Source organism: Wenzhouxiangella sp. 15190, assembly GCF_003417465.1.
GTDB lineage: Bacteria > Pseudomonadota > Gammaproteobacteria > Xanthomonadales > Wenzhouxiangellaceae > Wenzhouxiangella.
Genome location: NZ_QVMV01000030.1, coordinates 34,108 through 56,073 on the forward strand (window position 1 = coordinate 34,108; position 21,966 = coordinate 56,073).

The following is a 21,966-nucleotide window of genomic DNA, read 5'->3' on the forward strand; positions in this document are numbered from 1 at the left end:
AAGACAGTGTTAAGTGTTAAGTGTCAAGTGTGAAGTAATGAAGTGCTGAAATGCGAAGGTGAAGAGGGCCGCTGAACCGCCCCCTTCACACTTCACACTTCACACTTCACACTCAAGAATCATTTCTTCTCGTCGTCGTCGACTTCGGTGAACTCGGCGTCGACCACTTCCTCGTCTTCGCCGGAGGAAGACTCGCCGCCCTGTTCACCGGCAGCTTCCGTGCCGCCCTCTTCGGCCTGGGTCTTCTCGGCCGCGGCCTTGTAGAGCTCGGCGCCGGCCTGCTGCAGTTCGTTGACGGCCGACTCGATGGCCTCCTTGTCGTCGCCCTTCATGGCCTCGTCGACCTTGGCCAGGGCATCCTCGATCTGCTTTTTGGTCGACTCGTCGAGGTTGTCGCCGTGCTCTTCCAGGCTGGTGCGCGTCGAATGGGCGACGGCGTCGGCGTTGTTGCGCACCGAAACCAGTTCCTGGAACTTCTTGTCTTCCTCGCGGTGCGCCTCGGCGTCTTGCACCATCTGCTCGATTTCTTCCTCCGACAGACCCGAGCCAGCCTTGACTTCGACCTTCTGCTCGCGGCCGGTCGCCTGGTCCTTGGCCGAGACGTGCAGGATGCCGTTAGCGTCGATATCGAAGGTGACCTCGATCTGCGGCACACCTCTGGGGGCAGCCGGAATGCCGGTCAGGTCGAAGCGTGCCAGCGACTTGTTGGCCGATGCCTGCTCGCGCTCGCCCTGCAGGACGTGCACGGTCACCGCGGACTGATTGTCCTCGGCGGTCGAGAACACCTGCGAGGCACGTGTCGGGATGGTCGTGTTCTTGTCGATCAGCTTGGTGAACACGCCACCGAGGGTTTCAATACCCAGCGACAGCGGTGTGACGTCGAGCAGCAGCACGTCCTTGACGTCGCCGGACAGCACGCCGCCCTGAATGGCGGCGCCCACGGCCACGGCCTCGTCGGGATTGACGTCCTTGCGCGGCTCCTTGCCGAAGAAATCGGACACGGCCGTCTGCACGGCCGGCATGCGCGTCTGACCACCGACCAGGATGACCTCGTTGATGTCGTCAACCTTCAGGCCGGCGTCGTTGAGCGCCGTGCGGCAAGGCTCGATGGAGCGCTTGACCAGGTCCTCAACCAGCGCCTCGAGCTTCGAACGCGTCACCTTGATGCTCAGGTGCTTCGGACCCGCCTGGTCGGCCGTGATATACGGCAGGTTGACTTCGGTCTGCTGGGCAGACGACAGTTCGACCTTGGCCCGTTCCGCGGCTTCGCGCAGGCGCTGCAACGCCAACGGATCCTTTCGCAGGTCCACACCCTGGTCCTTCTTGAATTCGTCGATCAGGTAGTCCTGCAGGCGGTTGTCGAAATCCTCACCACCGAGGAAGGTATCGCCGTTGGTGGCCAGCACTTCGAACTGCTGCTCGCCGTCGACATCGGCGATCTCGATGATCGAGATATCGAACGTGCCGCCACCGAGGTCGTAGACGGCAACCTTGCGATCGGCGCCTTCCTTGTCCAGGCCGTAGGCCAGTGCGGCCGCGGTCGGCTCGTTGATGATGCGCTTGACCTCGAGACCGGCGATCTTGCCGGCGTCCTTGGTGGCCTGGCGCTGCGAGTCGTTGAAGTAGGCCGGCACGGTAATGACCGCTTCGGTGACTTCCTCGCCCAGGTAGTCCTCGGCGGTCTTCTTCATCTTCTGCAACACCCGGGCGGAGACTTCCGGCGGCGCCATCTTCTTGTCGCCGACCTGTACCCAGGCATCGCCGTTATCGGCTTCGATGATCTTGAAGCCGACCAGATCCTTGTCCTTCTGGACCACGTCTTCCTTGTACTTGCGCCCGATCAGGCGCTTGACCGCGTACAGCGTGCGGTCGGCGTTGGTGACCGCCTGGCGCTTGGCCGGCTGACCCACCAGCACCTCGTCGTCCTTGGTAAAGGCCACGACCGACGGTGTGGTGCGGTTGCCCTCGGCGTTTTCGATCACGCGCGTCTTGCCGCCTTCCATGACGGCAACACAGGAATTAGTGGTTCCCAGGTCAATGCCGATAGTCTTACTCATGGTATTTCAATCCTGTTCGATTCGTTTTGAAACTCGGTTGTACGTAAATGCACTGAAGAATGCTCTAGCCGTTTAGTGGGGCCCGGAGACGCTCATTTCAATCGCCGGGGCACGCGCTCGTTCATCATCAAGGCTCGCTGGCAACGATCACGCGCGCGGCGCGCAACAAGCGATCATTGAGCCGATAGCCTTTCTGCAGCACCATCAGCACGGTGTCGGGCTCGGCGTCCTCGCTGGGCTGCACGCTCATCGCCTCGTGCCACTGCGGATCGAAGCGTTCACCTTCGGGATTGATGACTTCGAGGCCATGATCTTCCAGCGCCTTGAGCAGCAGCTTGCGCGTCAACTCCAGGCCTTCGCGCGCAGAGTCGCCTTCCGCGGCGTTCTCCAGCCCCTGCTCCAGGCCGTCGATAACCGGAAGCAGATCGCGCATGAGCGCCTCGTGCTGGTAACGCCGGGCCCTGTCCATGTCGCGTTCGGCGCGCTTTTGCATGTTGTCCATGTCGGCACGCGTGCGCAGCAGCGCCTCGCGCAGCTTCTCGACCTCGCGTTCCGGATCACCGTCATCCGCGGATTCGGACTGCGTGGGTTCAGCCTGGGAGGACGCTTCTTCCACGCTGTCGGCGTCGCCGGCCTCGGCCTGGCTCGCCTGTTCGTCAAACCGCGTCTGCTCGTTATCGGCCGCTTCCTTCTTGTCTCCCATATCGATTCGCCTTGATCGTGAACTTGTTGATCCTGCGCGCAACAATGGGGGTCGCAGTCGGCCAATACAACCGGAGTTGTTCGAAGGCCTGCTTAGTGCTAGCTTGTTGGGCTTCTGGCCCGACCGGAACCCGCATGCTGCGTCACCTCGCGATCCGAAATTTCGCCATCATCAGCGAAGTCGAAATCGACATCGAACCCGGTTTCACCGCCATCACCGGCGAAACCGGGGCGGGCAAATCCATCCTGGTCGACGCGCTTGGACTACTGCTGGGCGACCGGGCCGAATCGAGCCTGATTGCCGAAGGCCGGAAACAGGCGGAACTGGAAGCGGTCTTCGCCCTGGACGAAAATGACCCGGCACGCCAATGGCTCGAGGAACAGGCGCTCGACGAGGGCGACGAACTGATCCTGCGCCGGGTTCTGACGGCACCGAGCGGATCGCGCGCCTGGATCAACGGCCGCTCGGCCACCGTCGGTCAGCTGGCCGAACTGGGGGAACGGCTGGTCGAAATCCACGGCCAGCACGAACACCAGCAGCTCGAAAAAGCGCCTGTGCAGCGGCGCCTGCTGGACCGCCAGGTCGATGACAAAACCCTCGGGGCGGTCGCCGACGCCTATCAGGACTGGCGAAAGGCCCGCCAGGCACTCGATGAAATGGAAGCGGCCGCCGGCGACGCCGGCCAACTCGATCTGTTGCGCTTCCAGGTGCGTGAGTTGTCGGACCTGGCGCTGGCCGAGGGAGAATTTGACGCGCTCGGGAAAGAGCAGGAACGGCTGGCGCGCAGCGACGACGTGCGCCTGGCCGTCGCCGATGCGGACCAGGCACTCGACAGCGAGGAGGGGCCGGGCGCCCGGAGCCTGATCAATCAGGCCATTCAGGCACTCGATCCGGTGCGGGAACTCGAGCCCGAACTCGAGGAAACCGCCAGGATGCTGGAAGAGGCGCGCATCAACATCGACGAGGCCCGCAACAGCCTGGAGCGCGTCGGCAGCGAAGACGACGGCGATCCCGAACGGCTCGACACGGTCAACCGGCGTCTCGAGAAGGCGCTGGACCTGGCACGCAAGCATCGCGTCCAGCCCGACGAGCTACCGGCCCTGGCGGCGCAACTGGCGGAAAGGCTGGAATCACTCGAAAACCAGGGCGAACGGCGCCAAGCGCTCATCCGGGATCTCGAGCAAGGCCTGGAGAAGTGGCGCAAGGCGTCGAGCAAGCTCAGTGACGCGCGCAGCAAGGCGGCCGAGGCGCTTTCCAGGCTGATTACCGAACGACTCGGTGAGCTGGGCATGGACACGGCAAAGTTCGGATTCAGGGTCGAGTCCGAACCCGATGCGACACCCTCGGTGCACGGCCTCGATCGCGTGGTCATCGAGTTCAGCGCCAACCCCGGCCAGCCGCTCCAGCCGCTATCGAAGGTTGCCTCCGGCGGCGAATTGTCGCGCGTAGCGCTGGCGCTGATGATCGCCACCGGTGGCCGGGTCGGCCCGAAGACGCGCATTTTCGACGAAGTCGACGCCGGTGTCGGCGGCGAGACGGCCCACATCGTCGGGCAATTCCTGCGCGAGGCCGCCGGCAACGGCCAGGCCATGTGCGTCACGCATCTCGCCCAGGTCGCCGCCCGCGCCGACCACCAACTGCGGGTTCACAAGGAAAAAGGCGAGGCCGCCACCGCCCTGGCCGTCGAATCACTCGACAGCAAACAACGTCAACGCGAGATTGCACGGATGCTGGGCAGCGCGGATTCGGACAAGAGTCTCGCGCATGCCAAGGAAATGCTGGGAAAGAGCGTGAAGTGTTAAGTGTGAAGTGTGAAGTGTGAAGTAGTGAGGCGCTAGAGAAGATGACGCACTCAACCTGCTGTTTTCTTTACACTTCACACTTTACACTGAACACTTTCAGTCAATCTTTTTTGGGCCTGACGTACAGCACCATCGAGTGATCGATGATTTCGTAGCCGTGCTCCCGGGCGATCTCTTCCTGCCGCTTTTCGATGGCTTCGTCGAAGAATTCGACCACTTCGCCGGTCTCGAGGCAGACCATGTGGTCATGGTGATCGCCCTCGTCGAGTTCGTAGCAGGCCTGCTGGGAGCGACCGGTTCCGTCGTCGAACAGGTGCTTGCGAACCAGATGGGCCGACTCGAACTGGGCCAGCACGCGATAGACCGTGGCCAGACCGATTTCCTCACCCTGGTCGACCAGGGTGCGGTAAATGTCGTCAGCCGTCATGTGTTTCTGGTCGGTGGTCTCCAGCAGGCGCAGAATCTGCCGGCGGGGATGGGTGACCTTCAGGCCGGCTTTCTTCAGTTCGCTGCTTTGTCCTGGCATGCTCTACCCCGGTCGGATGGCCCGTACGCAAGATAAGTATTGTATCATTGCCACCCATGTTGAACGCACCTACAGTCATCAAACTCGCCCGTCCGTTGGTTGTACTGGCCGCCCTGTGGCTCAGTGCCTGCGGCGCTCTCGTCTACAAACAGGACATCCAGCAGGGCAACGTCCTCGACAGCGAGGACGTCTCCGAGCTGGAGACCGGCATGACCAAGCGCCAGGTCCAGGTCCTCCTGGGTACGCCATCGGTCAACAGCCCGTTCCACAACGACCGCTGGGACTACATGAACTCCTATGCGTCCCGCGGCAGCAACCCGAAAAAGCGTGTTCTCACACTGTATTTCGAGAACGATACGCTGGCGTCCATCGAGGGCAACTACCTCGACGAGGAGAACATGGCCAGTGAGGCGCTGGACGAGTTGCAGAATCCCGAGGACACACCCATTCAGGATCTCGACACGTTGCGCGACGAAGAGCGCGGTGGCCCCGGCACCTGAAGCCCGGGGCTTCAGCCTTTCCTGTTTTGGGCGCGCGCGAGCTCGGCGAGTTGGCGCCGCACTTCCTTGGGATCGGCAGTGAGCGGCCGATAGACTTCCGCACGATCACCTTCCTGCAGAACGGTATCGGGCCGGCGGCGCTTGCCGAAAATGCCCATTCGATCCTCATTGACCTCGAACCCCGGGATCCGGGCCGGTATATCAGCCTGTGCGACGGCCTGGGCCAGCGTGGTTCCCGCGGGCACGGTCAGAGGAACGACCAGCTGACGCTCCGGCGTGGCGGCGGCAACTTCAACCGAGATGCGCTCAGCGCTCATAAACCCGGTAAGCGCGACGCGTGAAATCGTCGACCATGCGATCGGCCATGCGCGAAAAGTTGCGCTGGAACGGCCTCAGCAAGAGTCCGCCGCTGACGCGGAAATGCAGATCCAGGCTGACCCGGCAACCGTCCCCGACGGCAGCAAACTTCCAGCCCCCGCCGAGATCATCGAACGGACCACGATCGAGTTCCATGAGCAATTCCTCATCGGGCACCAACGTGTTGCGCGTGGTGAAGCGCCTGACCAGACCCGCCACCTGGATTTCCAGTGTGGCCAGCTGATAACGCTCATCCTCACGGTGCACCTCGGCCGATTTGACCCAGGCCAGAAAATGAGGATATCTCTCGACATCCCGGACCAGGGCGTACATCTGGGCCGGCGCGTAGGGAACGAGTGCTGAGCGGTGGACTTCGGGCATGCAAGCGTGTGAAGTGTTCAGTGTGAAGTGTGAAGTGTGAAGTTTAACGGTTGGCGGGGTTGCCGAATGGTGTGCATGGATCCAAGTTATCATTCTGCGTTCGCCTGAATACGACCAACACCGTGGCCAAGAAGCAGTCCTCATCGACCATCGCCGTCAACAAGCGTGCCCGCTTCGAGTATCAACTCGACGAGCGGCTGGAGGCCGGTATTGCGCTGGAGGGCTGGGAAGTCAAGGCGCTGCGTGAAGGCAAGCTGCAATTCGGCGACAGCTACGTGCTGCTCAAAAACGGGGAAGCGTTCCTGTTCGGCTGCCTGATCACGCCGCTGCCGTCGGTTTCCACACACATCACGCCCGACCCGACGCGCACGCGCAGACTGCTGCTACATCGCCGCGAGATCGACCGGCTCATCGGGCTGGTCGAGCGCAAGGGGCATACCGTCATCCCGACCGCCATGTACTGGAAACAGGGCAAGGTCAAGGTCGAGATTGCCGTGGCCAAGGGCAAGAAGCAGCACGACAAGCGGCGCGCCGAAAAGGAAAAGGACTGGGAGCGGCAGAAGAGCCGCATTCTCAAACACAATTGAATGAAGTTTCCGCGGCTCCCGGGTCGGGCGCTATGATGACGCGATGAAAGGGGAACGAATCACGACAGACCCGGATTTACGCGAGTTTGCTCGGCTGAGCGATCTGGGTCTCATGCCGCGCCGCGTCTACCGCCTTCGCATGCTGGGCATGGGCCTGGCCGCGCCGCCGGTCGGCGTCGTGCTGATCGAAATCGGCGCCGGCTGGCCGAGCTGGGCGCTGCTGATCTTCACGGCACTGATCTGGCCGCAGCTGGCCCTGATACTGGCTCAGCGCAGCCGCAACCCCTACCGCGCCGAACTGCGCAACCTGTTAATCGACTCCGCCGTGGCAGGGCTGTGGGCGCCGCTGATGCACTTCAACCTGCTGCCCAGCGTGCTCTTGATCACCCTGGCGACCGTCGACAAGATCAGCACCGGCATTCGCGGCCTTTGGCTGTGGTCGCTTCCGGGGCTGTTCGCGGGTCTGCTCGGCGGTGCGCTGGTGACCGGCTTCCGATTCCAGCCCGAGTCGAGCATGGCCGTGATTCTGGTCTGCATGCCCCTCCTTCTCATCCATACCATCGCCGTGAGCCTGACCGGCTACCGCCTGGTGCGCAAGGTCCAGCGGCAGAACCGCCAGCTCGACGAGTTGAGCCGTATCGACATGCTCACCGGACTTTCGAGCCGCGGACACTGGCAGGCGCGCGCCGAACTCATGCTACAGTCCAGGCACCAGGACGGCGAGCCGGTCAGCCTGCTCCTGGTCGATCTCGATCACTTCAAGACCATCAACGATCAGCACGGACACATCACCGGCGACGATGCCCTGCGCGGCGTATCCACCATCATTCGCCGCCACCTCGTCCGTGGCGACGTGGCGGGACGATTCGGGGGCGACGAGTTGGCGATCGCCCTCGCCGGCGACGCGCGACGTGCCGAAGCGGTTGCCGAGGCCATTCGCTCGGACGTAAGCGAACTCGATCTGCCACATCTCAGCGACGAGGAACTATCGGTCAGTATCGGCTTTGCCGAGGCCGGCGACCGGGACCTGGGCGTGCGTGAATGGCTTGAATCAGCCGATCGCGCCCTCTACCGTGCCAAGGAGGCCGGACGCAATCGCATCGCCGGACTGAACGAAGCCGACTGCGGCTCAATGCCGCTACCCGAATCGGGAACTTGACCCAACGTCTGGCACATGCGTGATAGCCCGCACCCGAGCTAGGCTTGCCTCACTTTCGGCAACTTGAGGAGACCACCATGGGCATCACAAACTTTCGCCAGCGTCTGATCTCCCTGGCCCTGCTGATGCTGTCTACCCCGGTACTGGCGAGTACCGGAGAAGAAACGCCGTCCGATCGGCTCGCAGAGCTGCTGGACGAATACGATTCGACCACACCCGGCCTGGTCATCGGCGTCGTCAAGAACGGGGAACTCGTCCACCAATCGGCCCACGGCATGGCCGATCTCACGCACGATCAGCCGTTTCGCATCGACACGCCCACCAACCTGGGCTCGACGAGCAAGCAATTCACCGGGTTCGCAATCGCACTTCTCGCCAGCCGGAATCAGCTGTCACTGGACGACGACATTCGCGAGTATTTCCCCGAGCTGCCGGATTTCGGGCCAACGGTGACCTTGCGTCACCTGGTCTCGCATACCAGCGGCTACCGGGAAATCCTCAACACGCTGGCGCTGGCGGGCTGGCGGCTGATGGAGGGCGACCAGTTCGAGCCACGCGAAGCCTTGACCGTCATACGCCGACAACCCGAACTTCAGAATACGCCCGGCGAGGAATTCAATTACAACAACACCGGTTTCATGCTGCTGGCGCAGGTTATCGGACAGGTGACCGAAAGCTCCCTTGGTGAGTACCTGGAAGCCGAAGTGTTCGAACCCCTGGGCATGAATGCCACGCAGATCCGTTCCCGCAGCGGGCAGATCATAGAAGACCGAAGCATCGGCTACACCGAGAAGGATGAAACGTTTCACGAAACCCAGGATATAAGTGGCGCCGATGGTGCCGGCGGTGTCTATTCGACGGTCGGTGACATGGCGCGCTGGATGACCCACCTGAACCAGTTCGAGCTCGGCGGAGAGGCGGTTGAAGACATGATGACCACGCCCTTCGAGCTCAACAATGGCAAGGCCACCAACTACGGCATGGGCCTGTATATCGACGAGTATCGTGGCGTGACGCGCTGGCAGCACGGCGGAGCCGATGCAGCCCATCGATCGCACTTCGTCTACTTCCCCGAGCTGAACGGAGGCTACATGGTCTTCAGCAATCACGCGGGACTACCGGCCGCAATTCCACGCCTGGTCGCCGAAGTTCATTTCGGCGAGCACTTCGAGCAGGAAACCGAATCCGAGGCGGCTGTCGACAATCGCAGCGATGCCACCTTCGACCCCGACTCGCTCACATCCAGGGATCTCTCGCGCCTGACCGGGCGTTACGAGCTCGAAGCAGATCCGGACTTCATTCTCAATGTGTTCGTCGAAGAAGGGCAGTTGCACGTACAGGGAACCGGACAACCGGCCCTGGCCGTCGAGGCCGTCACGCCAACCGAGTTTACGGCCCAGGAAGTCGGCGCACGTTTCGAGTTTCACGTCACTGAAGACGGCAGCGTGCCCGAGCTCACCCTGCACCAGGGCCAGGCGATGAAAGCCGTTCGGCTGGAAGATGAAGAAAGCGAGGGCCCGTCGATTCAAGACTACACCGGCCAGTATTTCAGCGAAGAGCTCCAAACCGTCTACACCGTCGAGAGCGAGGATGACACCCTGGTGATCCGGCACCGTCGACTTGGAGCAATACCGATGGCACGTATTCGCGGCGACCGCTTCAGCGGTGAGTTCCCGATCGTGAACATCGAATTTCAGCGCAACGAAGACGGCGAGGTCACTGGCATCACGGCGGGCAACGGACGCACCAGTAACGTGGCCTTCGAACGTTTCGAGCCCTGAACATGTGCCCAACGCTTGCGGAACTTTCACGCAAACTGCTAGTCTTAACTGACGACTTCGGGGGCGTTCCGGCTTCGACGCGGATCGGACGTACCCTGGGGCATGCCGAGGTCTCAGCTCACCTCGTAAAACCAGCTGAACCAAAGTTAGTTGCCAACGACGACAACTACGCAATGGCTGCGTAAAACCCAGCCTGCTCCCGACCGTTTGAGCCTGCGCTTTCGACTCGGGATCATTTAGCAGGATCGCGTCATGTCGCGTCTCTGGGCATGGCGTTAAATCAAACAGGGACTGGTCGTTACATATGCCCTGCCCCTCGGGCGTTGTAACGACGAGAAATAATCGAGCGGGCTAAGCATGTAGAACCAGGATCAGATGGTTCGCGGACGGGGGTTCGACTCCCCCCGCCTCCACCAGGATCCCCGAGACAGAGCCGGCCATTGCGCCGGCTTTGTTGTATCTGGACAACCAGTTTCCGCCAACCAACCCGCCAAAACCCCATAGTGGCTAGAATGTCCCGGTCGCATTCACTACCGAGAATCCTCGGCCGGGGACAGCAACGATGCATCTGGCTACTCTGCTCTTAATCATCCTGGGCGCCGGTTTGGCCAGCCAGTGGCTGGCCTGGCAGATCCGGTTGCCGGCGATCGTGATCCTGATCGCCAGCGGTCTTGTGCTCGGCCCGGTGACCGGGTTGATCGATTTCGCCATGGCGCCGGAAGAGCTGACCGAGCTGATCGGGCTGGGTGTCGCCATCATCCTTTTCGAAGGGGGGATGGACCTCAAGCTGGGCGAGTTCCGCCGGGTCGGTCACGGGGTCGCGAGGCTCACGACCATCGGGCCACTGCTGGCGTGGCTACTGGGTGCGCTGGCCGGCCATTTCGTGGCGGGCCTGACCTGGCCGGTCGCCATCGTGCTCGGCGCCATCCTGGTCGTGACCGGACCCACTGTCATCCTGCCGCTGCTCAGGCAGGCGCGTCTCAACAAGGAATCCGCTTCCCTGCTGAAGTGGGAAGGCATCGTCAACGATCCCGTCGGCGTCTTGCTGGCGGTCCTGGCCTTCCAGTATTTCACGATCTCGGGCGAAGACTGGACATCGGTACTCCTCGGCCTGGGCAAGGCCGTGGCCGTCGCCGCGCTGCTCGGCGGGCTGGGTGGCTGGCTGACCGGCTGGTTCTACCGCCGCGGTGCCGTGCCGACCCATCTCAAGCCACCCATGCTGATGGTGCTGGTCCTCGCCGCCTACTGGGCCAGCAACCAGGTGCAGCACGAAGCCGGACTGCTGACGGTCACCATCATGGGCTTGGTACTGGGCAACATGAAACTGGTCGAACGCGAACCGTTGCGGCACTTCAAGGAAAACCTCACCGTCGTTCTGCTGTCGGTGCTGTTCATCGTCATCCCCACACAACTCGACGCCTCGCATCTTCAATTGATCAGCATGTCCTCGGTGCTCTTCGTGCTGGCCATACTCTTCGTGGTACGTCCGCTGACGATTGCTCTGGCGACCATCGGCGCCCCCATGCGCTGGCAGGACAGGCTCTTGATGGCCTGGATCGCGCCGCGCGGGATCGTGGCCGCGGCCACGGCCAGTATTTTCGGCCCGGCGCTGGTTGCCGCCGGCTATCCGGAAGCCGAAATCCTGATGCCGCTCGTTTTCCTGGTCATCCTGGTGACCGTGGTCATCCACGGCCTGACCCTCGGGCCGCTCGCCCGCAGGCTGAAACTGGCCGCGGAAGAGGAAAACGGTCTGCTGATCGTCGGCGCCAGCGACTGGACCCGTGCGCTGGCCAACGTTCTCGAGGACCTCCACATCGATGTCCTGATTGCCGACGGCTCGTGGCATCGGCTCAAAGCGGCGCGCATGGACGGCATCCGCACATACTACGGCGAAGTGTTGTCCGAGCATGCCGAGCACGAGCTCGAGGACGAGCATCTCAGCTACCTGCTGAGTGCGACCGACAACGACTACTACAACGCGCTGGTGTGCAAGGCGCTGGGCGGCGAGTTCGGCCATCACCGCACATTCCAGCTCTCACCCCCGAGCGAGTCGAGCGACGAGCAGCGACGCCTGACGCTGCAACAGCGCGGCTACTTTGCCTTCGAACCGCCCGTGGACGCCCGTTCGCTGGACCAACGACTGGACGACGGCTGGACGATCCAGACGACGCGCCTGAGCGAGCGTTTCGAATTGGACCAGCTGAAAGAAAGGCTGGGCGAACCGGGCGAGGACTGGCTGCTGATCGGCAGCGTCTCTCCCGACGGCAAACTCCAGGTGTACTCAAGCGAGCATGCATTCACCGCGGAAGCCGACTGGCGACTACTCTACTTCGCGCCCGGGCAGGCGGGTTCACCCCAATCCTGATTGCCCGGGATCGTCCGAGGCCGCGCCCTCGCGGTGCCGAATGAACCAGCACTGGTGAATGCGACGGTTACGCTCGAAATCCTTCGGAATCGACCAGCGCGTCCGATCCTCGACTTCGAACGCCTGTTCAATCGCCGCGTCGAGCGAGAAACTGCGCAGGTTGGTGGAAAACACCAGCGTGCCCGCGTGATCGAGGCAGCGCATCGCCTCGGCCACCAGTTCAGCATGGTCGCGCTGGATATCGAGATCGCCGTCCATGCGCTTGGAGTTCGAGAAGCTGGGCGGATCGAGAAAGATCAGGTCGAAACGATTGCGGCAGCGGGCCAGCCAGTCGCGGGCGTCGGCGTGAATCACGTGGTGCCGGTCCATGTCGCAGCCGTTCAGTTCCAGGTTGCGCCGCAGCCAGTCGAGATAGGTATTTGAAAGATCGACGCTCGTCGTCGCCCGGGCACCGCCGAGAGCAGCATGCACCGTCGCGGCGCCCGTGTAGCAGAACAGGTTCAATAACCGCTTGCCGTGGGCGTGTTCGGCCAGCCACTGTCGCACCGGCCGGTGATCCAGGAACAGCCCGGTATCGAGGTAGTCGGTCAGGTTGACCTCCAGCCGGCAGTGGCCCTCGCGCACGATGAGCGTGCGCGATTGTTCGCTCATGCGTTCGTACTGCTCGCTGCCGCGCTGCCGGCGCCGCACCTTGAAGACCATCCGCTCCGGCGGCACGCCGGCAGCGGCCGGAATGGCGCTGAGAGCGGCACGCAGGCGATTCTGCGCCTTACCGGGATCGACGCTGCTCGGCGGCTCGTACTCCTGCACGTGCAACCAGTCGCCGGACTCGCTGCCGTAAACGTCGACGGCCAGGGCGTACTCGGGAATATCGGCGTCGTAGAGCCGGTAGCAGGTGATCCCTTCGCGCTTGCGCCATTTCCTGAGCTGGCGCTCGTTCTTGTGCAGTCGATTCGTCAGATCCGGTGCCGCCTGCTCCCCGGTCGAAGCGGCGGCATCGGCGCCGATCTCGAAACGCTCCAGCCGACACTCGAGCGGCCCGTTGAAGAACTGCCAGCTCTTGTCCGGCTGCAGGCCGATGCGACAGCCGGCGCCGTTGAGTACCAGCGCCCGCCAGCCGGGAAAATGGCTTCGCAGTGTCTCGCCCAGCTTGAGGTAGAGCGGCAACAACTCGTGCTGTTCCCCGATGCGTTCGCCGTAGGGCGGATTGGTGGCCACCAGACCGGTCCGCACGCCCGACGGCGCGGTGGCTTCCCCGAGCTCGCGTCGTTCGACGTGAACACGGCCTGCCAGTCCGGCACGCTCGACATTGACCAGGGCCAGGCGAACCGCCTGGCGGTCGTGGTCGAACGCGACCATCGGCGGCAGGTGTTCCATTCCCTTCTCCTGGCGCTCCAGGGCCTCGTCGACCAGGTCCTTCCAGGCATTGTCGTCATGGCCGCGCCAATGCTGAAAACCAAACCCGGTGCGCAGCAAGCCCGGGGCGGTGTCGGACGCCATCCAGGCGGCTTCGATGGCCAGGGTTCCCGTGCCGCACATCGGGTCGACAAAACCGCCCCTGTCGGCGGCAATCCGTGGCCAGTCGGCCCGGTAGAGCATGGCGGCGGCGAGATTTTCCTTCAGCGGGGCGGCAATACCGGTTTCGCGATAGCCGCGCTTGTGGAGGCTATCGCCGGACAGGTCGATGGCCACGGTCACCTGCTCGCCGTGCATGTGGACATTGATGCGAACGTCAGGCTGCCGAATATCCACGGACGGCCGGCCACCGACCGTCTCGCGTATCTGGTCGACAACGGCATCCTTGACGCGCTGGGCGGCAAAGCGGCTGTGGGTGATGGCCGCCTTGATGCCGGTGAAGTCCACCGCCAACGTGTTGTCCGGGCCGAGGTGCATCGACCAATCGATGGTCGAGACACCGCGATAGAGTCCGTCATCGTCCTCGGCTTGAAATTCCGCAATCGGCAACAACACCCGGTTGGCTATCCGCGACCACAGGCAGACGCGGTAGGCATCGACTAGCGTGCCTTCGAACAGCACGCCGCCGCGCTGCGGATGAACACCCTCGAGACCGAGCGCCGTGAGTTCCGTCGCCAGCAGATCGTGCAGTCCACGAGGTGCCGTGGCGAACAGTGTGAAGCGCTTGTTCAATCCGTCACTCCCACGTCTGATCGCAACGCGTCGTATCCCCTTCGATCACGTTCTCTTTGATGCTTCATGTGACGAATCCGTCCTCGGCTTCACTGCGAGTCGACTACGATAACCGTTTGGACTCGCAACGAGTGTTCGACTCGATGGATTCGGATCAATGAAGCGTCTTGCAGTGCAGTTCCTGCTGGTTGCCATCCTGGGCTGCCAAACCATGACCGGGGCGGCCCAGACGCCGGTGCAGACCGTCCAGCCGACCACAGGCCGCAGCACGGAGTCGCTGCGCATGACCGGCAACCTGGTCGCGCGCCAGGTTTCGGGCCTGTCGACACAGGAGTCCGGGCTGATTTCGACCATCCACGTCGATGCCGGCGATGCCGTCGAGCGGGGCGACCTCCTGGTCGAACTCGACGTCGGCCTGGTCGAGCAGGACGTGGCCCGGGCCGAGGCCGCCCGGGACGAGGCCAGGGCATCGCTCGCCGAAGCCCGGCGCCTGGCCGCGGAAGCTCGCCGGCTCGGCGACGACAGTTTCTTTCCCGAAACCGAGCGCCGAGCTCGCGAGTCGGCCGTCATACTGGCCGAGGCGGCACTGGCACGGGCCGAAAGTGAACTCTCGCGCGAGCGCGAACGGCTCGATCGCCATCGCCTGTCCGCGCCGTTCGACGGCGTTATCAGCCAGCGCCATTTCGACCGGGGAGAATGGGTGGATCCGGGGTCGGCGGTGGTCGAACTGGTCAAGGTCGACGAGCTTTGGCTGGACGTGCGCGTGCCGCAACATTACTGGCAGGACCTGCGCGATCGGGAAAATGTGACTGTCCGGGCCTGGGCCGATGTGGATCCGGAGCGCGAACTCGATGCCCGCGTGCACGCGCGCGTACCGCTCAGCGACCCTACCGCCCGTACTTTTCTGCTCCGGCTTCTGGTCAATGACGATTCCGGCCGCATCACGCCGGGCATGTCGGCCGGCGTCGAGGTCATGATCGAGCGCGACGAAACCACCGTGCGCATACCGCGCGACGCGATCCTGCGCTACCCCGATGGCACCACGACGGTGTGGATCATCGAGGATGGCGGCAACCGCGCCACCGAAAGGGAAGTCGTCGTTCAGCGCAATATCGGCGATCTCGTCGAGCTCGAAGGCGAACTGCCCAAGGATGCGCGGGTAATTACCCGCGGTAACGAGGTGCTCAGTGAGGGCGAGACGGTGCGCATCGTCGAGGGTGAAAACTGATGTTCGAGGGCATCATCCGCCACGGCGTCATCGTCACCGTGGTCGTGTTGATCATTGCGGTACTGGGCGTGCTTGCGGCCCTGCGCATCCCGGTGCAGATGATTCCCGACCTGGAAGTGCGGGTTATCGGCGTGGAAACCAGCTGGCCCGGGGCTACACCGCAGGACATCGAGAAGGAAATCCTGATCGAGCAGGAGCAGTACCTGCGCAGCATCCCGAGCATGGACCGCATGATCTCGACGGCCAGCTACGGTCGGGCCGAGATCGAACTGGAGTTTCCCTTTGGCACCGACATCAACGAGGCGCTGATCCGGGTCAACAACGCGCTCAGTCAAGTGCCCTCCTATCCGGAAAACGTCGACGAGCCGCGGCTCGAAGCCAGTTCGTTTTCGCAGAATTCGTTCATGTACTTCCGCATCACACCGCTGGAGGGCAACCCCTTCGAGCTGGACATGCGGCTGATGTACGACTTTCTCGACGACAACGTACGCCCGCGCCTGGAGCGGGTCGATGGCGTGTCGCGGATCAACATCGGCGGCGGCGCCGAACGCCAGATCCGCATTCTCGTCGACCCCGGCGCCCTGGCCGAACGCGGCATCACGCTCACTCAGGTGCGCGACGCCGTGCGCGGGCGCAACCGCGACACTTCGGCCGGCGACGTCGAACTGGGCAAGCGCCGCTACCTGCTGCGCACGGTGGGGCGATTCGAAAGCCTCGAAGAAATGGAGCGTCTGATCGTCGATCGCCAGGACGACAGCCTTGTACGGCTCGAAGACGTCGCTAACGTTGAGGAGTCCTACTACGAGCAGCGCGACCTGAGCTTCGCAGGCGGGCAGCCGAGCATGAGCATCTCCGTCGACCGCGAACCCGGTTCCAACGTCATCGACATCAAGCAAGCTCTCCTGCCGGAAGTCGAGCGAATCAACGCCGAAGTACTCGAACCGGCCGGCATGCAGATGGGACTGACCAGCGACGACGTGCGCTACGTGCAGGCCTCGGTCGCCAATGTCTGGCAGAACCTGATCCTGGGCGCGTTGCTCGCCACCGTGGTGATGTTTTTGTTCCTGCGCTCATTCGGCGCCACCCTGGTGGGTGTCATCGGCGTACCGATCTGCACCCTCGCCGCCTTTCTCGGCTTGCTGGCGGCCGGGCGGACCATCAACGTCATCTCGCTCGCCGGTGTGGCCTTTGCCGTCGGCATGACGCTCGACAACAGCATCGTCGTGCTCGAGGCGATCGAACGCCGGCGGCGCGAGGGTCTGGAGCGCATGGCCGCCGCGCTGGATGGCGTCAGGCAGGTCTGGCCGGCGGTGCTGGCATCGACCATGACGACCGTGCTGGTGTTCGCGCCGATCTTCTTCATCCGGCAGGAAGCCGGCCAGCTCTATTCCGACGTGGCCGTGGCCATATCGGCCTCCATTCTGGCGAGCATGCTGGTCGCCATCTCGGTGGTACCGACGCTGAGCGCACGCATGAACTTCGGCGTGCGTGATACCGGCCGGGCGCACGGTCATGCCTTGCGCGACCGCATTCTCTCCGGTGTGGGATGGCTGATCGAATCGACCCGGCGGCGATGGGCGACACTTGCGTCGGTCTTCGTCGGCGTCGCCGTGATCATCATCACGCTCACGCCACCGGCCGAATACCTGCCCGAAGGCGAAGAACCCAAGACCTTCGCGACCATGATCGCCCCGCCGGGCTACAACCTCGAAGAAATGCGGCGTATCGGCAAACAGGTCGAGGACTACCTGATGCCCTTCGTCGGCGACGACCCGGAACGCTTCGAACGCGGTGAGACGGAGGTACCGGCCATCGCCTACATCAACCTGTCGGTCAGCACCGACAGTATCTGGGTGCTGGCCGAATCGATCGATCCCGGCCACATCGAGCCCTTGATGGATGCCCTGGAATCCCATTACGAAACCTATCCGGGCATGCGCGCCTTCGTCAGCCGCGGCTCGATCATCTCGAGCAACGATGGCGGCACACGCAGCGTCAACCTCGATATCACCGGCCGCGAGCTGGCCGATATCTACCGTGTGGCGCGGCTGGCCTACGATCGGGCCGAAACGCTGTTCGACGATCCCAGGCTCGGCTCTTCACCCTCTTCGCTGTCACTCGACCAGCCGCTGGTCGAGATTCGACCCAACTGGGAGCGCGCCGCCGAAATGGGCATCGACGGGGCTGACCTCGGGTTCTCGGTAGCGGCGCTGACCGACGGCGCCTTCATCGACGAGTACTTTCGCGGCGACGACAAGATCGACATCTTCCTGTTCAGCCAGGCCGGCAGCGAGCAGCGTCTCGACCGCATCGAAGAGCTGCCCGTGCATGTCCCCGATGTCGGCGTCGTACCACTGGCCAGCCTGGCCGACGTCGTCGAGACCGTCGACACCGACGCCATTCGCCGGCTCAACGGTCGGCGGACCGTCACCCTCAACATCATTCCGCCGCGTTCGGTCGCCCTCGAGACTGCCCTTGGCCAGGTTCAAACGGAAGTGGTGGACTGGCTCGCCCGGGAGGGCCACCTGGCGGACGACATGAGCCTGGACATCTCCGGCGCCAGCGACCAGCTGATGGAAACCCGCGCAGCGCTGGGGGGTAACTACATCGTTGCCATTATCCTCTGTGCCCTGGTCATGGTCGCCATCTTCAGGCACTGGGGCTGGCCGCTTGTGATTCTGACCTCGGTGCCATTGGGTATCGCGGGGGGCATTGCCGGCCTGGCCCTGCTCAACGGGGTGGGCAGCCTGCTCCCGCTGGTCGGCGGCCCGGAGATCAGCCAGCCGTTCGACATGATCACCATGCTCGGCTTCCTGATCCTGCTCGGCGTGGTGGTCAACAACCCGATTCTGATCGTCGACCGCACGCTGCGTAACCTGCGAGAGGGCATGACCGACGCCGTCGAGGCGGTGCGCGAAGCCGTGTCAACCCGCATCCGCCCGATCATGATGTCGATGATCACCACCCTGTTCGGCCTGGCACCGCTCGTGTTCATCCCCGGCGAGGGCACCGAACTGTATCGCGGTGTTGGTGTGGTCGTACTCGCGGGCCTGCTGTTCGCCACGCTGGTCACATTGACCTTCCTGCCGGCACTGCTGGTGACGCTGCTGAAACTGAGAGAGCGCCGGGCAAGCGCCTGATCCGGACAAGGGCCCCCTGCCGGATGTTCGTGATAAGCTATCGCTTATCGTCGATTTGCGATTGGTATTCATGATGTCCCACGATGAAAGAATCGCCGAAGTCGCACGAGCTCTGGGCCACCCGGCTCGCGTTCGGATCGTGCGGCTTCTTCTGGAACGCGACCGCTGCATCGGCGGCGATATCGTCGACGAAATCGGCCTGGCGCAGTCGACGGTTTCCGAACACCTGCGCATCCTCAAGGACGCTGGCATCGTGGTCGGCGAAATCGAGCGCCCGCGCGTATGCTACTCACTCTCATCGGAGCGCCTGACCGCGCTGTCCGAGCTGATTTCACAAGTAGAAAGCTGCTGCTGAACGCTGACCACGGACCCAAGCCTATGCCGGAAGCGCCCCGCAAACGACTGTCGTTCCTCGACCGCTACCTGACGCTGTGGATCTTCGTGGCGATGGCCGCCGGCACCGTCCTCGGGACGGTGTTCACCAGCCTGCCCGAGGCGCTGGACGCGGTCTCGATTGGCCACACCAACCTGCTCATTGCCGCCGGCCTGATCCTGATGATGTATCCACCGCTGGCGCGGGTGAAATACGAGGAACTGCCGCTGGTCTTTCGCGACAAACGGGTGCTGGCATTGTCGCTTGTCCAGAACTGGCTGATCGGGCCGGTGCTGATGTTCGCGCTGGCGATAATCTTCCTGCGCGACTATCCCGAGTACATGACCGGCGTGATCCTGATCGGCCTGGCACGCTGCATTGCCATGGTCATCGTCTGGAACCAGCTTGCCGGCGGCAACAACCAGTACGTGGCCGCGCTCGTGGCGTTCAACTCGCTGTTCCAGCTGGTCTTCTTTACCTTCTACGCCTGGATTTTCCTGACCGTCCTGCCGCCGCTGTTCGGCCTGGAAGGCAGCGTGATCGATGTCGGCTTCGGCACCATCGCGCAGGCGGTGTTCATCTATCTGGGGATTCCCTTCGCCGCCGGCTACCTGACCCGCCGCATCCTGATCAAGCGACGCGGGGTCGACTGGTACGAAGGCACCTTCGTGCCGACCACCGCGCCGATCACCCTGTTTGCGCTGCTGTTTACCATCGCCATCATGTTCTCGCTGAAGGGCTCGGCCGTGCTCGGCCTGCCGCTTGACGCGCTGCGCATCGCCGTGCCGCTGGTCATCTATTTCGTCATCATGTTCATCGTCAGTTTCTGGATGGGCCGGCTGATCAACGCCGACTACCCGCGTACCACAGCCATCGCCTTCACGGCCGCCAGCAACAACTTCGAACTGGCCATCGCCGTGGCCATCGCCGCATTCGGCCTGGCCTCGCCGGTGGCCTTCGCCACGGTCATCGGCCCGCTGGTCGAAGTACCCGTGCTGATCAGCCTGGTCACCGTGGCGCTGTGGCTGAAGCGGCGGTGGTTTGCGGCGGGTGCTCCTGAGCGGTAGACAGTAGCCGGTATCTGGGGGCGCTTCGTTTTAAAACCTTAATTGTCCACAGATGAACACTGATGAACACAGATGAAAAACACACAAATCCACGTTCGAGAATCTATCGATAGTCCAAAAGCCGGGATCAACAACCGCAGATTTCATACTTTGTTTTTCAGTCAATATCTGTGTTTATCTGTGTTCATCTGTGGACATTCAGGGTTTTTGAATTCATGACCAGGCAACGAATCCTCTTTTTGTGCGTCGCCAATTCGGCACGCAGCCAGATGGCCGAAGGGCTGGCCCGGGCAATGCTCGGTGAACGGGCCGAGGTGATGAGCGCCGGCTCGCAGCCGTCGACCGTCAACCCCTGGGCAGTGAAGGCGATGGCCGAGATCGGTATCGATATCTCGGAGCATCGTTCCAAGTCCATCGACGAATTCGATCCAACCGATCTGGACCTTGTCATCACGCTATGCGCCGAGGAGGTCTGCCCCGCCCTGCCCGGCGGCGTCGAGCACTTGCACTGGCCGATTCCCGATCCGGCCACAGAACGCACCGATCAATTGTCCGATGGAGAGGTTCTGGATCGGTTTCGAAGCGCTCGCGACAGCCTGCGGGCGCGATTGGATTCGCTCTTCGGCTGAGTTCTATCCGAGCGTTTCCAGTTGGTCATCGCGTGACAACCCAACTACGTGGAAACCGAATACAGCCAGACCCCGCCATTGGGGTAATCTACCGGCATTGCCAACTCGCCTCAGAGGAGCCCGCACATGCAAATGATCACCAACCAGCCCGCCAGGTTCGTGTTGCATTCCTTGTTGTTCATCTTCATGTTTTCAGGTTCGGCTCACGCCGCCGAGCTGATGCTGGCTCCCGGCCTCACCAGCCAGGGCGATACCACGGCCAACGCCAGTCTGGCGTTCGACTGGAACAAGCGCTGGTTCGAGAGCGAGCGCGGCCACCTGAGCGCCTACTGGAACGTGGCGTATACGTGGTGGGAAGCCGGGCGATTCGAAAGCGACGAGCACTCGGTTTCGGTCTCGCCGGTGTTCGTCTATCGCTTCAACGCCGACGGCTGGCAGCCTTTCGTCGAGGCTGGTGTCGGAGCGGCCTATTTCAGCGACGATCTCGTGGGCGACCGCCGGTTGGGCTCGCAAGCCCTGTTCGAGGACCGATTCGCCGTGGGCGTTCAGATGAGTGAACGCGATGCACTTCGGCTCAGGGTGATCCACTACTCCAACGCAGGCCTGGAAGACCCCAACCAGGGGATCAACTCGTGGTCGCTGGTCTACAGCCGGCGGTTCTAGGAAGCCCCTGAAAACGACTGCACGGACACTCCTCGCATTCGGCTACTTGGCTTTGTCGTCTTCGGAATCGCCCTTGCTGACCGAGTCGTCCTTCTTGTCCGACGTTTGCGAAGCCGAAGGCTTGGTCGCCTGAGCGGAAGGCCGGTAGTCCTTCGGCGCACCGATATGACGCAGGCGCACTTCCGCGTGCCCGACCTGGGGCATACGTTCGCGGACGGCTTCATTGTCGACCAGTCGCTCGGCACCGTCGCTCAAGTGATCGAAGACCTTCTTGTAGCTGTCGGTCAGCTCGTTGATCAGTTCGGCCGTCTGCACGAAGTGAGCATTGACCTCCTCGCGAAACCGCTCGTTTTCCTTCTTCATCTCGTTCACGGACATCGGTCCGGCACGGCGAACGGCGAACATCCAGACGGCGCCGGCGCCGAGCGCAGCCCCGACGATCAGGCCGATGATGACCCATGCGAAGGTGCTCACGAATAATTCTCCTGCCTTCAAGCCTG

At 62.8% G+C, this 21,966-nt stretch carries 19 protein-coding genes and 1 other RNA gene; 13 read left to right on the forward strand and 7 right to left on the reverse strand.

Annotated elements, in window-relative coordinates:
* Positions 1–119: 119 nt before the first annotated feature.
* Positions 120–2,057 carry a molecular chaperone DnaK gene (gene dnaK, locus DZK26_RS08675; RefSeq protein ID WP_116896757.1) on the reverse strand — a complete coding sequence of 646 codons (1,938 nt, stop codon included), beginning with the start codon at positions 2,055–2,057 and terminating at the stop codon, positions 120–122.
* 127 nt (positions 2,058–2,184) lie between these two features.
* On the reverse strand, positions 2,185–2,760 hold the full coding sequence (gene grpE, locus DZK26_RS08680) for a nucleotide exchange factor GrpE (protein WP_116896756.1): 576 nt from the start codon (positions 2,758–2,760) through the stop codon (positions 2,185–2,187).
* 134 nt (positions 2,761–2,894) lie between these two features.
* Here grpE and recN point away from each other — a divergent pair, with 134 nt between their 5' ends.
* Positions 2,895–4,562: a DNA repair protein RecN gene (gene recN / locus DZK26_RS08685; protein WP_181918216.1), complete on the forward strand. Its 1,668-nt coding sequence runs from the start codon at positions 2,895–2,897 to the stop codon at positions 4,560–4,562.
* A 100-nt stretch (positions 4,563–4,662) separates the two neighbouring features.
* On the opposite strand, the gene fur is transcribed toward recN, so the two are convergent.
* Positions 4,663–5,088: a ferric iron uptake transcriptional regulator gene (fur, locus tag DZK26_RS08690; RefSeq protein WP_116896754.1), complete on the reverse strand. Its 426-nt coding sequence runs from the start codon at positions 5,086–5,088 to the stop codon at positions 4,663–4,665.
* A 56-nt stretch (positions 5,089–5,144) separates the two neighbouring features.
* Here fur and DZK26_RS08695 point away from each other — a divergent pair, with 56 nt between their 5' ends.
* On the forward strand, positions 5,145–5,588 hold the full coding sequence (locus DZK26_RS08695) for an outer membrane protein assembly factor BamE (RefSeq protein WP_116896753.1): 444 nt from the start codon (positions 5,145–5,147) through the stop codon (positions 5,586–5,588).
* 11 nt (positions 5,589–5,599) lie between these two features.
* Here DZK26_RS08695 and DZK26_RS08700 read toward each other — a convergent pair whose 3' ends face one another.
* Complete coding sequence (locus DZK26_RS08700) at positions 5,600–5,905, reverse strand: RnfH family protein (RefSeq protein ID WP_116896752.1); 306 nt, start codon at positions 5,903–5,905, stop codon at positions 5,600–5,602.
* Complete coding sequence (locus DZK26_RS08705; RefSeq protein WP_181918215.1) at positions 5,895–6,326, reverse strand: type II toxin-antitoxin system RatA family toxin; 432 nt, start codon at positions 6,324–6,326, stop codon at positions 5,895–5,897. The genes DZK26_RS08700 and DZK26_RS08705 overlap by 11 nt, the downstream gene beginning before the upstream one ends.
* Before the next feature lie 122 nt (positions 6,327–6,448).
* On the opposite strand from DZK26_RS08705, the gene smpB reads away from it, so the two are divergent.
* The 5 genes from smpB to DZK26_RS08730 all read left to right on the forward strand — a co-directional run bounded on the left by smpB (position 6,449) and on the right by DZK26_RS08730 (position 12,218).
* Positions 6,449–6,913 (forward strand): SsrA-binding protein SmpB, encoded by a 465-nt coding sequence (gene smpB / locus DZK26_RS08710; protein WP_116896750.1) that lies wholly within the window; start codon positions 6,449–6,451, stop codon positions 6,911–6,913.
* 43 nt (positions 6,914–6,956) lie between these two features.
* Positions 6,957–8,072 carry a diguanylate cyclase gene (locus tag DZK26_RS08715; protein ID WP_220336953.1) on the forward strand — a complete coding sequence of 372 codons (1,116 nt, stop codon included), beginning with the start codon at positions 6,957–6,959 and terminating at the stop codon, positions 8,070–8,072.
* A 77-nt stretch (positions 8,073–8,149) separates the two neighbouring features.
* Positions 8,150–9,853 carry a serine hydrolase gene (locus tag DZK26_RS08720; protein ID WP_116896748.1) on the forward strand — a complete coding sequence of 568 codons (1,704 nt, stop codon included), beginning with the start codon at positions 8,150–8,152 and terminating at the stop codon, positions 9,851–9,853.
* Positions 9,854–9,912: 59 nt separating this feature from the next.
* Positions 9,913–10,269: a transfer-messenger RNA gene (gene ssrA / locus DZK26_RS08725) on the forward strand.
* 146 nt (positions 10,270–10,415) lie between these two features.
* Positions 10,416–12,218, forward strand: a complete 1,803-nt coding sequence (locus tag DZK26_RS08730; RefSeq protein WP_116896747.1) for a sodium:proton antiporter — start codon at positions 10,416–10,418, stop codon at positions 12,216–12,218.
* On the opposite strand, the gene rlmKL is transcribed toward DZK26_RS08730, so the two are convergent.
* Positions 12,204–14,366, reverse strand: coding sequence for a bifunctional 23S rRNA (guanine(2069)-N(7))-methyltransferase RlmK/23S rRNA (guanine(2445)-N(2))-methyltransferase RlmL (gene rlmKL / locus DZK26_RS08735; RefSeq protein ID WP_116896746.1), 2,163 nt, complete (start codon positions 14,364–14,366; stop codon positions 12,204–12,206). The two genes, DZK26_RS08730 and rlmKL, sit on opposite strands and share 15 nt — an antisense overlap.
* A 157-nt stretch (positions 14,367–14,523) precedes the next feature.
* Here rlmKL and DZK26_RS08740 point away from each other — a divergent pair, with 157 nt between their 5' ends.
* The 6 genes from DZK26_RS08740 (at position 14,524) to DZK26_RS08765 (ending at position 21,466) form a co-directional block, all read left to right on the forward strand.
* Complete coding sequence (locus DZK26_RS08740; RefSeq protein ID WP_116896745.1) at positions 14,524–15,594, forward strand: efflux RND transporter periplasmic adaptor subunit; 1,071 nt, start codon at positions 14,524–14,526, stop codon at positions 15,592–15,594.
* Positions 15,594–18,734 (forward strand): efflux RND transporter permease subunit, encoded by a 3,141-nt coding sequence (locus DZK26_RS08745; protein WP_116896744.1) that lies wholly within the window; start codon positions 15,594–15,596, stop codon positions 18,732–18,734. Before DZK26_RS08740 ends, DZK26_RS08745 begins: the two co-directional genes overlap by 1 nt.
* A gap of 70 nt (positions 18,735–18,804) precedes the next feature.
* Positions 18,805–19,089, forward strand: coding sequence for a helix-turn-helix transcriptional regulator (locus DZK26_RS08750; protein ID WP_220336951.1), 285 nt, complete (start codon positions 18,805–18,807; stop codon positions 19,087–19,089).
* Positions 19,090–19,112: 23 nt separating this feature from the next.
* Complete coding sequence (gene arsB / locus DZK26_RS08755) at positions 19,113–20,174, forward strand: ACR3 family arsenite efflux transporter (protein ID WP_116896742.1); 1,062 nt, start codon at positions 19,113–19,115, stop codon at positions 20,172–20,174.
* A gap of 215 nt (positions 20,175–20,389) precedes the next feature.
* Positions 20,390–20,803: an arsenate reductase ArsC gene (locus DZK26_RS08760; RefSeq protein ID WP_116896741.1), complete on the forward strand. Its 414-nt coding sequence runs from the start codon at positions 20,390–20,392 to the stop codon at positions 20,801–20,803.
* Between the two features lie 126 nt (positions 20,804–20,929).
* Positions 20,930–21,466 carry an acyloxyacyl hydrolase gene (locus DZK26_RS08765; protein ID WP_220336949.1) on the forward strand — a complete coding sequence of 179 codons (537 nt, stop codon included), beginning with the start codon at positions 20,930–20,932 and terminating at the stop codon, positions 21,464–21,466.
* A gap of 42 nt (positions 21,467–21,508) precedes the next feature.
* Here DZK26_RS08765 and DZK26_RS08770 read toward each other — a convergent pair whose 3' ends face one another.
* Positions 21,509–21,940 (reverse strand): YhcB family protein, encoded by a 432-nt coding sequence (locus DZK26_RS08770; protein WP_181918214.1) that lies wholly within the window; start codon positions 21,938–21,940, stop codon positions 21,509–21,511.
* Positions 21,941–21,966 lie beyond the last annotated feature (26 nt).